This window comes from Weissella sp. MSCH1, from assembly GCF_045799135.1.
In the GTDB taxonomy this organism is placed as follows: domain Bacteria; phylum Bacillota; class Bacilli; order Lactobacillales; family Lactobacillaceae; genus Weissella.
Genome location: NZ_JBJMBA010000042.1, coordinates 50,099 through 64,344, shown reverse-complemented (window position 1 = coordinate 64,344; position 14,246 = coordinate 50,099). Strand labels below are relative to the sequence as shown.

The window sequence follows — 14,246 nt, the reverse complement described above, 5'->3', positions numbered from 1 at the left end:
CGAAGGTCTTTTTGTTGTTGGTTAATTAACCGTGGTGTGCACGCTTGGCGAAGAAATCACCAATGAATTGAATCAAGACGATCAAAAGTAGAATCAAGATCGTTGCTAGCCACATCACGTCGTTTTGGAAACGTTGGTATCCAGTCACGATTGCGGTTGTTCCCAAACCACCAGCACCGATGGCACCGGCCATGGCTGTCAAACCGACCAGACTAATCAATGTGACCGTTGATACACGGATCAATTCAGAACGGCCTTCACGTAGGTAGACATCGGTAATGATGTCCCAGTTTGTCGCCCCAAATGAGCGCGCAGCTTCAACTTTACCAGCATCAACACCAAGCAAGGCGACTTGGACTTGACGTGCGTAGAAGGGGAAAACACCCAATGACAATGGCACCAAGGCTGCTGTTGTTCCGATTGTTGTTCCGACAATCAACTGGGTCAAAGGTGAGAAGGCGACCACCATGATGATAAATGGAATGGCACGTCCAACTGAGACAACCTTATCCAAAATTTGAAAGAGTGGTCGGTTTGGCGTAATACCATCATCCGCCGTTAGCACCAAACCAGTTCCGAAGAGTAGACCGATCAAACCACCAATGATGGCAGATCCGACCGTCATGAAAATGGTTTGCCAGATAGCGATTCCCCAACCGAAATCACCACCCCAACCAAGTGAGTAAACGTTAGGTAAGTTTTGTTGTATCCAATCAGCCATTAGTGTTGTCCTCCTACGTGTAATTCTTGAATTTGAACACCGTGATCAGCAAAGCTTGCCTTTGCCGTTGCACGTTGTGACTCAGTTCCCTTGAAGATAGCAATTGCCAAACCAACCGGTGTCTTGGTTAGAATTTCCATGTTTGAGTACAACAGGTTGGTTGTGACACCGTAATCGGCGTAAATCGTTGACAACAGTGGTTGGGCTGTATCGGCACCAACATAGTTAATTTGCAACAATTCTTCATCATCAGCCAAAGGTTGTTCTTCGAGTAGCTCAGTCACCTTTTCAAGGGCTTCATCACGGTTCGTGGCCGTGTTGATGAAGTCCTTAGTCAATTGCTTTTGTGGGTTCGTGAAGATTTCCAACAATGAGCCACGTTCGATGATGACACCATTTTCCATGACTGCCACCTTGTTGGCCGCTTCCTTAACGGCTTGCATCTCGTGCGTAATCAAAACGATTGTTAAACCAAGTTCTTGGTTTAGTTTCTTCAATAGCGCTAGGATTTGGTTCGTTGTCTTAGGGTCCAAAGCAGATGTCGCTTCGTCAGAAATTAAAATTTCAGGGTCGTTTGCCAAGGCGCGGGCGATGGCAACACGTTGCTTTTGTCCACCAGACAATTGGGCAGGGTAGTTACCAGCGCGGTCTGACAAGCCAACCAATTCAAGAAGGTCATTAACCTTCTTTGCCTTGTCAGCCTTGCTCATCTTGGCGTGCTTCAATGGTTGTGCAACGTTCCCAAAGACGGTCAACTCACTCATCAAGTTAAAGTGTTGGAAGATCATGCCAATCTTCTTACGCTCCTCACGTAGTTGCGCTGGCTTAAGTGCGGTCATCTCAGTGCCGTTAACAAGGACGCTACCAGATGTTGGTCGTTGCAAAAGGTTGATGGTGCGGACAAGTGTTGACTTACCAGCTCCAGAGTAACCAACAATACCGTAAATATCGCCTTTTTCAATTGTGATTGATTCGTTTTGTACGGCCACGATTTCGCGATTTTTTTGCTTAAAAGTGACGTTAATGTCTGTTAATGAAATAACTGCCATGAATCTTCTCCTTATATCTCCGTTATGTATAACTGCCAGACTAAAATAGCCTGGCAGTTATATTGTCTATGTGGGTGATGATTACTTCAACGTAATGTCCCAAGCTGGCAATTCAGCTTGACCCCAAGTCTTCTTCAAGTATTGCTTCGTAGCCTTTGTTTGGTAAGCCTTTACAACTTCCTTGTAAATCTTCTTGTTAGCATGCTTCTTAGAAGCAGCAATGATGTTGATCCACTTCTTTGAATACTTGTTAACCGGCTCAACGTAGATTGCTGAGCTCAACTTCAACTTAGCTTGTTGGGCGTAATTCGTGTTAATAACAGCGCCTTCAACAGACTTCAATGATGAAGGTGCTTGATCGGCTGCGACTTCCTTGATATCCAACTTCAACTTGTTTGACTTAATGTCCTTAACCGTTGGCATATCAACATCCTTCTTCAAGGTAATCAAACCAGCTGATTGTAGCAAAACCAAGGCACGCGCTTCATTTGTCGCATCGTTCGGAACGGCAATAGCGTCACCCTTCTTAAACTTCTTCACAGACTTGTACTTCTCAGAGTACAAACGAATAGGAGTGATAAACGTCTTACCAATCGCCTTAACGCCGTTCTTGTTTGACTTGTTCCAGTTTTCCAGGAAGTAGTAGTGTTGGAAGGCATTTAAGTCCAATGTGCCATCGGCGACGGCCTTGTTAGGCTGGTTGTAGTCCGTAAAGACCTTGGTCTTCAATGTGATGCCATACTTCTTCTTGGCAGTCTTTGCGACTTCCTTCCAGAGGTCAGCATCTGAAGTACCAACGATACCAACCGTTACAGTTTTTGAATCAGCACTGACGGCTGCGGCTGGCAAAATAACTGAGGCTGTCAAGGCAGTAGCAGCAACGGCTACCCCATAAGTAAAGAACTTCTTCATAAGTCATGTCTCCCGATAAAAACTTTTAGTATTATTTGTTAATTGCTTCAAGTTATAACATAGCGTTCGGTGGCTAGGAAACAAAAAAGACCCGTTTCCGTCAGGCCGTCCAATTGACAGCCAGATAGAAACGAGTCTTCGTGTTACCATTCTACATTTATCCAGAAAATTACTCTTCTGAACCTTAACAACGAGCGGGCAGTGAGCGATATGATGCTTTGCCGATTCGTGTGTCTTGTAACGTAGACCAACCCGTCGTTCGCTTACAGACTTGCTGCTCACCAACGCCAATCACAGGCCATTTTCAATTACTCGCCACATAACAACTTCCACCGAACGTTGTCTCTCTTAGATGCTTTAAGTAATTTACTTTCCTGCTCAACTTGTTTGTTAACTTGAAATGCTTGATTTGTATATTAAACGATTCTCATAATCATGTCAACACTTTTAGGGTTACTTTGTGCCTGAGTCATCCTGGCGCACGAATAACCAAACGAACAGCAGCATGATTGGGGCACCAAACATGGTCCAAGCTCCAATGATCAAGCCCAGGTAATGTGCAACAATGGCGGCGATTAGAAAGGCGGCGATGACTAAGCCAACATTCCGTGTCTTCACAAATTGGGCCTTATCGTGATTGAGCAGACCACTGCCTAACGTAGCCCCAAAGGTCTTCAAATTACCAGTACTCAAGACGGTGGCGTAGGGCATCCCCCGCAATTTACCAAAAGTATCGGCCTGCATTGCCATAAAGATGGCCAAGATACTGAGGACGAGTTCTGTCGGTACGTGGGTCATCGCCAAGATGGCCACCAAGAGCACACCAAACATTTCAATAAGGACGGAGCGGGCTTCCCATTGCATCTGTGTGCGGAAGGAATACTTCTTGATTAATTGGTTAAGCATCGCCCCAAATAGGAAGGCGATGACAGGCCAGAAAAAGAGGCTCGCTTGGTGCCAGCGACCCGATGCAACGTTAATCCCAAATTGCAACAAGTTACCACTTTGGAAGCTAGCGAATCGATTGTCGTGAAAGGCAAAGGTGTAGGAGTCGATGTACCCAGCGGTTCCGGCCAGTAACATCCCCACACGCAATGACTCCTTATATGCGAATTTTTGTTCTGCCATTAGTACTTTTACCTGCTTTCTACTTATATAAATGATAAAATAATTCCAACTGATAGTTTAACACTTACGCAAAGAAAGGTGTTTTTTTAGGCGTCCAATGTTAACAACTGGTTGTGGTAGAATAGCAGTTAATGAATGAAAATTAGGAGACAGAACGTCATGACACTGGAATTTCCAGATGATAGTATGGCCCTCCATACTGATGCATACCAATTATCAATGATGCAAACTTACTTCAAGAAGGGCATTCACGAGCGTAAGGCTGTTTATGAGATGTTTTTCCGCAATATGCCATTTAAAAATGGTTACGCGGTTTTTGCCGGTTTGGAGCGAATCGTTGACTATTTGCGAGGCTTGCATTTTTCAGAAAGTGATATTGCTTATCTGCGTTCAACGGGTGAGTTTGATGAAGACTTCATGGATTACCTAGCAACTTGGCAATTTAAGGCCACAGTGCGCGCGCCTCATGAAGGTGAAGTCGTTTTCAATAATGAACCAATTATTCAAGTTGAAGGTAGCGTGTTTGATGCGCAACTCGTTGAGACACCGCTACTTAACATTGTTAATTACCAAACGTTAATTGCAACCAAGGCGTCACGCATTCGGTCAGTAGTCGGTGATCAACCACTATTGGAATTCGGTACGCGCCGTGCACAGGAAATGGACGCTGCTTTGTGGGGGACACGTGCAGCTTACATTGGTGGCTTTAATGCCACATCAAATGTGCGGGCTGGTAAGCTGTTTGGTATTCCAATTTCAGGAACGCACGCGCACAGTTTGGTACAGGTTTACCGAAATGACTATGAAGCGTTTAAGGCTTACGCTGAAACCCACAAGGATGTGGTCTTTTTGGTTGATACTTATGACACGTTACGTTCAGGGGTGCCCTCAGCTATTCGTGTGGCCAAGGAAATGGGCGATAAGATTAACTTCATCGGCGTGCGTATCGATTCAGGGGACTTGGCTTATGTCTCAAAGGGCGTCCGCAAAATGCTGGATGAAGCAGGTTTCCCAGATGCTAAGATTGTTGCATCAAATGATTTGGATGAAGAGACGATTACGAGCTTGAAACTGCAAGGCGCCAAGATTGATACTTGGGGCATTGGAACCAAGCTGATTACGGCCTATGATCAGCCAGCATTGGGTGGTGTTTATAAGGTTGTGTCGATTGAAAACGAAGCCGGTGAGATGGTCGATACTATCAAGATTTCGGGCACTGCTGAGAAGATTTCAAACCCAGGTAAGAAGCAAGTTTGGCGTATTACACGGAATTCAGATGGTAAGTCACAAGGTGATTACATCGCGTTGTGGGATGAGAATCCCCGTGATTTGCCTGAAGGTTTGTACATGTTCCACCCAAGCTATCCTTATTTGAATAAAACAGTTGTGGATTATACGGCGCGGCCAATTTTACATGACATCATTGTTGATGGTGAATTAGTGTATGAATTACCAGCCTTAGATGACATTCGCAACTATACGGCTGAACACATTGAGTCATTGTGGTCAGAGTACCGTCGTGATTTGAACCCACAGGAGTATCCTGTTGATTTGTCACAAGCGGCTTGGGACCACAAGATGAACTTGATTAAGGAAATGCGTGAGTACGTTTCTGAAGTTGCAAAAGAGTACGATAAAGATTAAGGAGCAGTAAATCGCATGCGTGAGTTACAAAAGCACATTATTGATACATTAGGCGTTCAAGCCACGATTGATCCGGAAACGGAATTCCGTCGTTCAGTTGAATTGTTGAAGGACTACCTTAAGAAGACGGGCATGAAGACACTGGTTTTGGGGATTTCAGGTGGGCAAGATTCAACGCTGGCCGGTAAGATGTCACAAACTGCTGCTGAAGAGCTACGGGCTGAAACCGGAGATGACAGCTACAAGTTTGTGGCGATGCGTTTGCCATATAATGCCCAAGCTGACGAGCAAGATGCCTTGGATTCAATCGCCTGGCAACAAGCTGACCAAACCGTACGGGTCAACATTGAAGATGCCGTTGTGGGGATGACGAACCAATTGGCTGAAGCAGGTATTGCAATCAGCGACTTCAACAAAGGGAACATCAAGGCCCGTGAACGCATGATTGCCCAATATGGTGTGGCCGGTGCGATGCATGGTGTCGTTGTCGGTACGGACCACGCGGCTGAAGCGTTGGCTGGGTTCTACACAAAGTTTGGGGATGGCGCAGCGGATATTACACCGTTGTACCGTTTGAATAAGCGCCAAGGTCGCCAAATTTTGGCCTACTTGGGTGCCCCGGAACATTTGTACCAAAAGACGCCAACGGCTGATCTTGAAGAAGACCGTCCAGCTTTGCCTGATGAAGTTGCTTTGGGTGTTACCTACGATGCCATCGATGATTACCTTGAGGGTAAGGATGTTGCTGAAAAGGATGCCATCCAAATTGAAAAGCTCTTCACCACGACGGAACACAAGCGTCAATCACCAGTCACAGTATTCGACGAGTGGTGGCGTTAATTTAATAAGCACGACTAATTTTTTAAAGCGCAAATCTATTGCTGACACAGGCAACGGATTTGCGCTTTTTTGCTATGGCGAAGTAATCCGGACGACTGCTAAATTCTTCACCTTAAAAACGGACAAAGTTCACAAATGAGCATGAAAATAGAATTATAAGCGAAAGTTATAATTATTTTCGTTTGCGATATATACAAGCCGAAAAGCTTATTTAAAGGCGTTTGTTAACTAAAAACAAGTTTGTGAAGTTTTGACCAAACTGTTAGTTGTGTCGTTTAATTAACTCATAGATAAATTATGTGAAACAAAGAACTAGTTGAGAGTTTTTGAGGAAGAGCAATGAATTATGTAGCTATTGTTGGTACGAATGCTCGTAAGTCATATAACCGAAGTTTACTTTGGTTTATGAAGAAGCATTTCAATGCCCAAGCAAATATTGAGATTGTGGAGATTGCAGATTTACCGCTATTTAGCGAAGATGCTGAAACGCCAGTGCGAATTGCTGAAATTGCACGTCAAATCGCCGCGTCAGATGGGGCTATCATCTCAACGCCTGAGTATGATCACTCGATTACGGCAGCATTGAAATCATTCGTTGAGTGGATGAGTTATGGTGACTTACACCCATTCACGAATTTGCCCGTCATGATTGTCGGGGCATCACTTGGCCGCCAGGGAACGAATAATGCGCAAGAGCATTTACGACAAATTATGGATGCCCCAGGAATTGATGCGTTTGTGCTACCAGGTAATCAATTTTTGGTTGGACCAGCGGCCACAAATATTGATATTAAGACTGATGACATGACGGATGCCCGGACGATTTCATTTTTGGAAACGATTTTCCAAAACTTTATGGTCTTTGCTAAGTCATTGCAACCAATGCGCGCCATGGCGTTCGACCGTACGAGTGGCGCTGCGCCAACGGTTGCGGGTGAAGGTGTTGTGGAATCTGTTAAGTTGGGTTATGCCAATCTTGAAAAGGTGATGCCGGGTTCGGGACTCGATGTGGATGCCGTGCCAACGGTTATCGCCCCTGATGCGGATGCACCAGTGGTCGAGCAAGGTGATGGCTGGTGGATTGAAAAAACGACATTGACGGATGATGTTGTTGCTAGTCAGCCAGTTACAGTAGGGGCGGCCGTTGATGACGATGAAGAAGATGCAACTACGGGAGCTTCTATGTTTTGATTAAAATATCGAAAGCATGGCGGGCGATGGGCACGACCAATCAAATTACTTTGTTTGGTACGGATGATGAACGATATCTCGATGATGCCATTCGCTTTGTGAACCATTACGAGGATTTGTTGACGGTAAATCGCCCAGTGTCGGCGGTGATGGCTATCAATCATGCTGCCGGTCAGTCACCGGTAGTGGTGCCACCGGCAGTTTATCAGTTGGTAAAACGAGCGGTTACAGTTAGTAATCAGCATTTTGGGTTTAATGCCGCGATTGGCCCGTTAGTAAAACTTTGGCACATTGGCTTTGCCGATGCGCGGGTTCCTAGCGATGTCGAAATTGCCCAGCGCCGTGAATTAATTGGCAGCGATGAGATTGTCTTGGATGATGAGCACTTGTCGGTCTATCTACCGCAGGCGGGGATGGAATTAGATTTAGGTGCCATTGCGAAAGGATATATTGCGGACCGGTTGCAGGATTATTTGAGGTCACAGGGCCACATGGCTGCGATTATTAATTTCGGCGGCAACATTATCTTGATGAATGCGGCCCCGCATAAAGCTGACGGTCGCTGGCGCATTGGTGTCCGGGATCCCTTGGTCCGACATGGTGAAACGATTGGTTTACTTACCACACAGGCAACCTCGGTCGTGACAAGTGGGGTGGCAGAACGGCACCTAGTCGCGGACGGACAGACTTATCACCACATCATTGATCCAGAAACAGGTTATCCACATGATAATGAGTTGGCTAGTGTCACGGTTATTTCACCTGAATCAATTGATGGTGAAATCGAGACGACCCGGTTGTTCTTCAATGATGGTCCAGTCGATGGCCAGTACTCGTTTGGTGCAATTTTTATTTATCGTGATAAATCCATTCAGTTGGTTAACATTCGACCGGATGATTTTAAAATAACGAACCCTGATTTTTATCTTAAGGAGTCATAACAAATGGCAGATCAAATTGAATTAGAAAATAACAAGACGCTGATTGATGAGCAAGGTCTGATTAACTTGCCAACTGGAAAATTGTCATTGCACATGTTGCGCCAAGTATTGCGCGTGCTGCCATTCGAGATGGATTTGGCAGATGCTGATGATAACTTGATTTATTTTTCAGACAATGACCAACGTGTGAATACACGCGCAACGAAGCAACTTGGCCAACCATTCGTGGCAACGTTTGCGAAGGAAGAACAAGAAGCAGTTGCGATGATGTTGGCTGATTTGCACAAGGGCGCAGCGGATCATTTCGAACAGTGGTTCCCTAAAAATGAGCAAACCATCTATGTTAACTTTTACGCAATTCGCGACATCGATGGCACGTTCCTAGGGACGCTGCAATTCACGGGTGACATTACACGCATTCAAGGGTTCCGCGGTATTCGGACTGCGTTTAACGCCGGAAAGTCAGACAAATAAGCAATTTTAATTGGCAAAACGTTTAACCTGCGCTGCAGGGGTTCTGCCAAATTCGGGGCTATGCTATTATTTGTGAAGGTTATAATTTGCGGAGGTAGCACACGTGTTATTAAATGACTTAGATTATTTTGTCACGCTAGCTGAAGAAGGGACGTTTACAAAAGCGTCTCAGAAAAAATACGTCTCACAACCCTCGATTACCAATGCCTTACAGCGTTTGGAAAAAGAGTTGGGCGAGACATTGATTATTCGCCAACGGGGGACACGTTCAGTTGTGTTAACTGAAGCGGGCCAAATCTTATATAAACACAGTAAACAAATTTTACGTGAGACTGAAATCATTAAAAGTGATATCAGTAATCAACAAAAGATTTGGCTGGGTGTACCGCCAATTATTGGTGCAACTATTTTTCCAGCGATTATGAGGCGCTTGGGGACTGACGAGATTGATGCCATTCACATGGTAGAAAGTGGTTCCAGCGACATGTACGAATTACTGGATAAGGAACGCGTTGATATGGGATTTGTTGGTAGCTTAACGCCAGAGCGTAGCAAGCAATACGACAGTACCTATATTACGAAGAGTTCCTACGTGGTTGCCTTACCAGTTGATCATCCGCTAGCAACTCGCGATTATTTATCGTTTGAGGACTTACGTGGTGAACGGTTCATCTCCGTGGGGGATGCCTTCACGCAACACCAAGTTCTCGTTGATCAGCTCCGTCGTTATGATATGCATGATGAAATTGACAATATGTATATCACGAACGAGCTGATGACTGAGCAAGGATTGATTGCAGCAGGTAATGGTGTTGGCATCATGATTAAGTTGGCTGTTGCCGGTCGTCGCGATATTGCGATGGTACCGCTCCGAGATCCGATTGATTTTTATATCTATTTGATTCAGAAGCGTGATCATCAATTATCAGATTTTGAAAATATCACAAAACAGAAAATGGTTAAGGCAATTAATGACCTTAACTTCTAATTAATGAGGAGAAATATTATGTCACAAGAATTCCGTATTGAATCAGATGCAATTGGTGAAGTACAAGTGCCTGTTGAGGCTGCTTGGATGGCCCAAACACAACGTTCATTGCAAAACTTCCCAACTGGTGCACGGATGCCTTTGGGAATCATCCGCGCTTTGTTGAACATCAAGCGCGCGGCTGCAATGGCTAACAAGGCTAACGGTTCATTGGCCGCCGATATGGCCGACGCAATCGTGGCAACGATTGATGGCTTGTTGCAATTGGATGATGTGGAATTGCGTAAGGACTTCCCACTATCTGTTTACCAAACGGGTTCAGGTACGCAAACAAACATGAACACGAACGAAGTGGTTGCCCACTTGGCAAGTGAACAAAGTGGGTTGCAAATCTTGCCTAACGACCACGTGAACATGGGTCAATCATCAAACGATATCTTCCCAACGGCGATGCACATTGTGGCGGTTGAAGCAGTCGATAACGTTGAAAAGTCATTGGCACACTTGATTGATGAATTGCGCGTTAAGCAAGACGCCTTCTGGGAGACAATCAAGGTTGGTCGTACGCACTTGCAAGATGCAACGCCACTGACATTTGGTCAAGAATTGTCAGGTTACATTTCAGCTTTGAAGCACAACCAAGCAAATATTGATGCTTTGCGCCCACAATTGTACGAATTGGCAATGGGTGGTACGGCGGTTGGAACTGGCTTGAACGCGAACACGGAATTGGGTAAGGCAATTGCTGCGACAGTTTCAGAAGTTTACGGCTTCCCATTCACGGCCGAGAGCAACAAGTTCTACGGTTTGGCAAACCACACGGCCATGAACACGGTCCACGGTGCCTTTAAGTCATTGGCTGCCGACTTGATGAAGATTGGAAACGACATCCGCTTCTTGGCTTCAGGTCCTCGTGGTGGTTATGGTGAGTTGTCAATTCCAGCTAACGAACCTGGTTCATCAATTATGCCAGGTAAGGTTAACCCAACCCAAGTTGAAGCGTTGACGATGGCTGCTGTGCGCGTCTTCGGAAACGATACGACGATTACGATGGCCTCAAGCCAAGGTAACTTCGAGTTGAATGTCTTTAAGCCTGTTATGATTGATGCCTTCTTGGAGTCAGCTGAATTGATGGCTGGTACGATGACGGGATTTGCCGATCGTATGATTCACGGTTTGGACGTTAAGCCAGCTCGCATGCGTGAGTTGTTGGATAACTCATTGATGACGGTGACGGCATTGTCACCACACATCGGTTACCACGCCGCTGCTGAAATTGCACAAGCTGCTGACAAGAATGGTACGACGTTGAAGGTCGCTGCGCTTGAGTCAGGTGATTTGACTGAAGAACAATACGACGAGTGGATGGACTTCATGGCAATGACGAACCTTGAGCGTTCAAACAAGGAGTAAAAACATGGCTAAGTTTATTTTCCCCAAGGCAAATATTGCTGACTTGCAAGATAGCTACGATTTCGTCGTTATTGGTTCAGGTGCCGCTGGTATGACTGCTGCGATTCAAGCACAAGAGTTGGGCTTGAATGTGGCCATCTTTGAAAAGTTGGAAGCACTTGGTGGTAACTCGAACCGTGCGTCATCAGGAATGAACGCGGTTGAAACGTTTGTTCAACTTGATCATGGGGTGATTGATTCACAAGAATCATTCTATGAAGATACGCTTAAAGGTGGTGGCGGTGCCAATGACAAGGAATTGTTGCAGTACTTTGTGACGCACTCTGAGTCAGCCGTTGACTGGTTGTACAACCACAACATCAACTTAACTGATTTGACGTCAACTGGTGGGATGACGCAAAAGCGTGCACACCGTCCTGGCGATAAGTCAGCGGTTGGTGGTTACTTGGTGAAGGGTTTGCAAAAGCAATTAGCCTTTAAGCAAATTCCATTGTTTGCCGGTACTGAAGTCTTGGAATTGGTTAAGACGGATGACACGATTACTGGTTTGAAGATTAAGCATGACCAAATCGGTGAGCGCACAGTTAACGCCAAGGCAGTTTTGATTGCGGCTGGTGGTTTCGCACAAAACAAGGAGATGTTGGCTGAATACGCACCTGAAGTGTTGGACTTGAAGACGACTAATCACCCCGGTGCAACTGGTGACGGGATGAAGTTGGCGACGGCCGTTGGTGGTACGTTGGTTGATATGAGCAAGATTCAAATTCACCCAACTGCGCAACAAGACACAGATCACGTGTACTTGATTGGTGAAGGTGTGCGTGGTGAAGGTGCCATCTTGGTTAACCGGGCTGGTCAACGTTTCGTGAACGAAATGACGACGCGTGATAAGGCGACAGCTGCGATTAACGATTTGCATGAAGACGGGGCAACGTTGATTTTGGATCAAGGTATTCGCGATGCGTTCCCAGCCATTAACTTCTACCACGCCATGGGCTTGGTGATGGAAGGTGCAACATTGGCTGAGTTGGCTGAAACGGCTAACTTGGACGCTGACAACTTGGCCGCAACCGTTGCCAAGTGGAATGAGTTCCAAGCTGCTGGTGAAGATGCAGAGTTTGGTCGTAACACGGCGATGGATCGTGGGATTGCCACGGCACCATTCTACGCCATTCACATTAAGCCAGCTATCCACTACACGATGGGCGGCATCAAAATTAACACGTTGACTGAGGTTGTGACGGAAGCTGGCGAGCCAGTGACTGGCTTGTATGCCGCCGGTGAAGTAACGGGTGGTTTGCACGGTAATAACCGTATCGGTGGTAATTCAATTGCTGAAACGGTGGTGTTTGGTCGTCAAGCTGGTAAGCAAGCGGCTAAGTACGTCCTTGGTTTGTAAATAGCATAGAAAATATAGATAGGAAATTTCTCATGAATTCTTTGGAAAAAGTGGATTATAAGAAATTCATTGCGCCTTTGGTAGTTGGGTTAGTACTGTGGTTCTTGGCCAGTGTGCGCCCAGACGGGATGTCAATTAGTGCGTGGCACATGTTTGCGATTTTCGTGGCCACGATTGTTGGGCTGGTAACTAAGCCATTGCCACTCGGTGGTGTCGCTCTGGTAGGGTTCGTTGCGGTTGTGTTGACGGGTACGGTCCCAATGGACACAGCTATCGTGGGATTTGGAAATGGCTCAATTTGGTTGATTGTGATGGCCTTCTTCATCTCACGTGGGTTTATCAAGACTGGTTTGGGACGGCGCATTGCGTTGATCTTCGTACGAGCTTTTGGTAAAAAGACGCTAGGGTTGGCATATGCTTTGTCTGCGGTTGACTTGGTTGTTGCTCCTGGAACGCCTTCAAATACGGCCCGTGCTGGTGGGGTGATGTTCCCAATCATTAAGTCATTGGCCCAAACGTTTGGTTCGGATCCTGAAAAGGGTACGGAACGTAAGATTGGTTCATTCTTGATCTTTACGGAATTCCACGCTAACGCTATTACGGCCGCCATGTTCTTGACGGCCATGGCGGGTAACCCAATTGCGCAAGCCTTCGCGGCAAAACAAGGTGTTGATATTACTTGGATGAACTGGTTCTTGGCAGCTTTGGTGCCTGGTATTTTGTCATTGATTATCGTGCCATTCTTGATTTACAAGATGTATGCCCCTGAAGTTAAGGAAACGCCAGATGCCAAGGATTGGGCAGCCGGCGAGTTGCACGAAATGGGTAAGATTTCGAAGCCAGAAATCATGATGATTGTTGGTTTCGTCATTGCCTTGGCATTGTGGATTTTGGGCTCATTCATTGGGATTGACTCAACGACAACCGGTTTCTTGGTTATTGGTTTCTTGTTGATTGCTGGTGTCTTGTCATGGAATGACATTCTAAAGGAAACGGGCGCTTGGAACACATTGTTCTGGTTCTCAGTTTTGGTCATGATGGCGAGTCAATTGAATGCCCTAGGCTTTATCCCTTGGTTGTCAAAGACCATCGGGGCTAGCTTGGGTGGCTTGAACTGGTTCGTAGTGTTGATTGTTTTGCTTGTTGCATACTTCTACAGCCACTACTTCTTCGCCTCATCAACGGCCCACGTTTCAGCTATGTACGCCGCCTTCTTGGCCGTAGCGATTGCTGCTCACGTGCCAGCTTTGTTGGCAGCGTTGATGCTTGGATTCTTCGGAAACTTGATGGCCTCAACGACGCACTATTCTTCAGGTCCTGCACCTATCTTGTTCGGCGCTGGTTACGTCAAGCAAGGTGAATGGTGGCGAATGAACTTCATCTTGGGCTTGGTTTACATCGTCATTTGGATTGGTGTTGGTAGTTTGTGGATGAAGTTGCTTGGGATGTGGTAAACCACTTCGTTTGAGTTAAACAGAAAAAATAACAGAGATGACTCGGTTCGCAAGAATTGGGTCATCTCTTTTCGGTAAAGAGGAATTTTAAG

13 protein-coding genes and 1 other annotated feature are annotated in these 14,246 nt (G+C 45.9%); of the genes, 9 read left to right on the top strand and 4 right to left on the bottom strand.

The genetic code is table 11. From position 1 onward, the window contains the following. Positions 1-25 precede the first annotated feature (25 nt). From ACJ28U_RS07410 to ACJ28U_RS07395, 4 genes are all read right to left on the bottom strand, one after another. Positions 26-721: a methionine ABC transporter permease gene (locus ACJ28U_RS07410; RefSeq protein WP_010372100.1), complete on the bottom strand. Its 696-nt coding sequence runs from the start codon at positions 719-721 to the stop codon at positions 26-28. Continuing rightward, positions 721-1,770: a methionine ABC transporter ATP-binding protein gene (locus ACJ28U_RS07405; RefSeq protein WP_407618866.1), complete on the bottom strand. Its 1,050-nt coding sequence runs from the start codon at positions 1,768-1,770 to the stop codon at positions 721-723. The genes ACJ28U_RS07410 and ACJ28U_RS07405 overlap by 1 nt, the downstream gene beginning before the upstream one ends. An 81-nt stretch (positions 1,771-1,851) precedes the next feature. Further along, the gene (locus ACJ28U_RS07400) at positions 1,852-2,682 is read right to left on the bottom strand and encodes a MetQ/NlpA family ABC transporter substrate-binding protein (protein WP_407618865.1); all 831 of its coding nucleotides are present in this window, start codon (positions 2,680-2,682) and stop codon (positions 1,852-1,854) included. A gap of 123 nt (positions 2,683-2,805) precedes the next feature. Next, positions 2,806-3,073: a binding site (T-box leader), on the bottom strand. A 62-nt stretch (positions 3,074-3,135) separates the two neighbouring features. Then, on the bottom strand, positions 3,136-3,810 hold the full coding sequence (locus ACJ28U_RS07395; protein ID WP_407618864.1) for a YoaK family protein: 675 nt from the start codon (positions 3,808-3,810) through the stop codon (positions 3,136-3,138). Between the two features lie 159 nt (positions 3,811-3,969). Between ACJ28U_RS07395 and ACJ28U_RS07390 the strand changes: the two genes are divergently transcribed. From ACJ28U_RS07390 to ACJ28U_RS07350, 9 genes are all read left to right on the top strand, one after another. Beyond that, positions 3,970-5,454 carry a nicotinate phosphoribosyltransferase gene (locus ACJ28U_RS07390; RefSeq protein WP_010372110.1) on the top strand — a complete coding sequence of 495 codons (1,485 nt, stop codon included), beginning with the start codon at positions 3,970-3,972 and terminating at the stop codon, positions 5,452-5,454. Between the two features lie 15 nt (positions 5,455-5,469). After that, positions 5,470-6,294: an ammonia-dependent NAD(+) synthetase gene (gene nadE, locus ACJ28U_RS07385; RefSeq protein ID WP_099088514.1), complete on the top strand. Its 825-nt coding sequence runs from the start codon at positions 5,470-5,472 to the stop codon at positions 6,292-6,294. Between the two features lie 339 nt (positions 6,295-6,633). After that, positions 6,634-7,485 (top strand): NADPH-dependent FMN reductase, encoded by an 852-nt coding sequence (locus tag ACJ28U_RS07380; RefSeq protein WP_407618863.1) that lies wholly within the window; start codon positions 6,634-6,636, stop codon positions 7,483-7,485. Next, a complete protein-coding gene (locus tag ACJ28U_RS07375; protein WP_242440078.1) occupies positions 7,482-8,426 on the top strand; it encodes an FAD:protein FMN transferase in 945 nt (314 codons plus the stop codon). Before ACJ28U_RS07380 ends, ACJ28U_RS07375 begins: the two co-directional genes overlap by 4 nt. Positions 8,427-8,429: 3 nt before the next feature. Continuing rightward, positions 8,430-8,900 carry a PAS domain-containing protein gene (locus tag ACJ28U_RS07370; protein ID WP_085639383.1) on the top strand — a complete coding sequence of 157 codons (471 nt, stop codon included), beginning with the start codon at positions 8,430-8,432 and terminating at the stop codon, positions 8,898-8,900. 103 nt (positions 8,901-9,003) lie between these two features. Continuing rightward, the gene (locus ACJ28U_RS07365; protein ID WP_407618862.1) at positions 9,004-9,888 is read left to right on the top strand and encodes a LysR family transcriptional regulator; all 885 of its coding nucleotides are present in this window, start codon (positions 9,004-9,006) and stop codon (positions 9,886-9,888) included. 18 nt (positions 9,889-9,906) lie between these two features. Continuing rightward, positions 9,907-11,301 carry a class II fumarate hydratase gene (locus tag ACJ28U_RS07360; RefSeq protein WP_106444674.1) on the top strand — a complete coding sequence of 465 codons (1,395 nt, stop codon included), beginning with the start codon at positions 9,907-9,909 and terminating at the stop codon, positions 11,299-11,301. Between the two features lie 4 nt (positions 11,302-11,305). Beyond that, the gene (locus ACJ28U_RS07355) at positions 11,306-12,700 is read left to right on the top strand and encodes a flavocytochrome c (protein ID WP_407618861.1); all 1,395 of its coding nucleotides are present in this window, start codon (positions 11,306-11,308) and stop codon (positions 12,698-12,700) included. A gap of 32 nt (positions 12,701-12,732) precedes the next feature. After that, positions 12,733-14,154: an anion permease gene (locus ACJ28U_RS07350; protein ID WP_010372129.1), complete on the top strand. Its 1,422-nt coding sequence runs from the start codon at positions 12,733-12,735 to the stop codon at positions 14,152-14,154. Positions 14,155-14,246 lie beyond the last annotated feature (92 nt).

Excerpts from the sequence above, each read along its gene's own strand:
- nadE (WP_099088514.1), top strand. The coding sequence starts at position 5,470 with ATGCGTGAGTTACAAAAGCACATTATTGATACATTAGGCGTTCAAGCC.
- ACJ28U_RS07380 (WP_407618863.1), top strand. The coding sequence starts at position 6,634 with ATGAATTATGTAGCTATTGTTGGTACGAATGCTCGTAAGTCATATAAC.
- ACJ28U_RS07400 (WP_407618865.1), bottom strand. The coding sequence starts at position 2,682 with ATGAAGAAGTTCTTTACTTATGGGGTAGCCGTTGCTGCTACTGCCTTG.
- ACJ28U_RS07350 (WP_010372129.1), top strand. The coding sequence starts at position 12,733 with ATGAATTCTTTGGAAAAAGTGGATTATAAGAAATTCATTGCGCCTTTG.
- ACJ28U_RS07370 (WP_085639383.1), top strand. The coding sequence starts at position 8,430 with ATGGCAGATCAAATTGAATTAGAAAATAACAAGACGCTGATTGATGAG.
- ACJ28U_RS07355 (WP_407618861.1), top strand. The coding sequence starts at position 11,306 with ATGGCTAAGTTTATTTTCCCCAAGGCAAATATTGCTGACTTGCAAGAT.
- ACJ28U_RS07395 (WP_407618864.1), bottom strand. The coding sequence starts at position 3,810 with ATGGCAGAACAAAAATTCGCATATAAGGAGTCATTGCGTGTGGGGATG.
- ACJ28U_RS07410 (WP_010372100.1), bottom strand. The coding sequence starts at position 721 with ATGGCTGATTGGATACAACAAAACTTACCTAACGTTTACTCACTTGGT.
- ACJ28U_RS07390 (WP_010372110.1), top strand. The coding sequence starts at position 3,970 with ATGACACTGGAATTTCCAGATGATAGTATGGCCCTCCATACTGATGCA.
- ACJ28U_RS07360 (WP_106444674.1), top strand. The coding sequence starts at position 9,907 with ATGTCACAAGAATTCCGTATTGAATCAGATGCAATTGGTGAAGTACAA.
- ACJ28U_RS07405 (WP_407618866.1), bottom strand. The coding sequence starts at position 1,770 with ATGGCAGTTATTTCATTAACAGACATTAACGTCACTTTTAAGCAAAAA.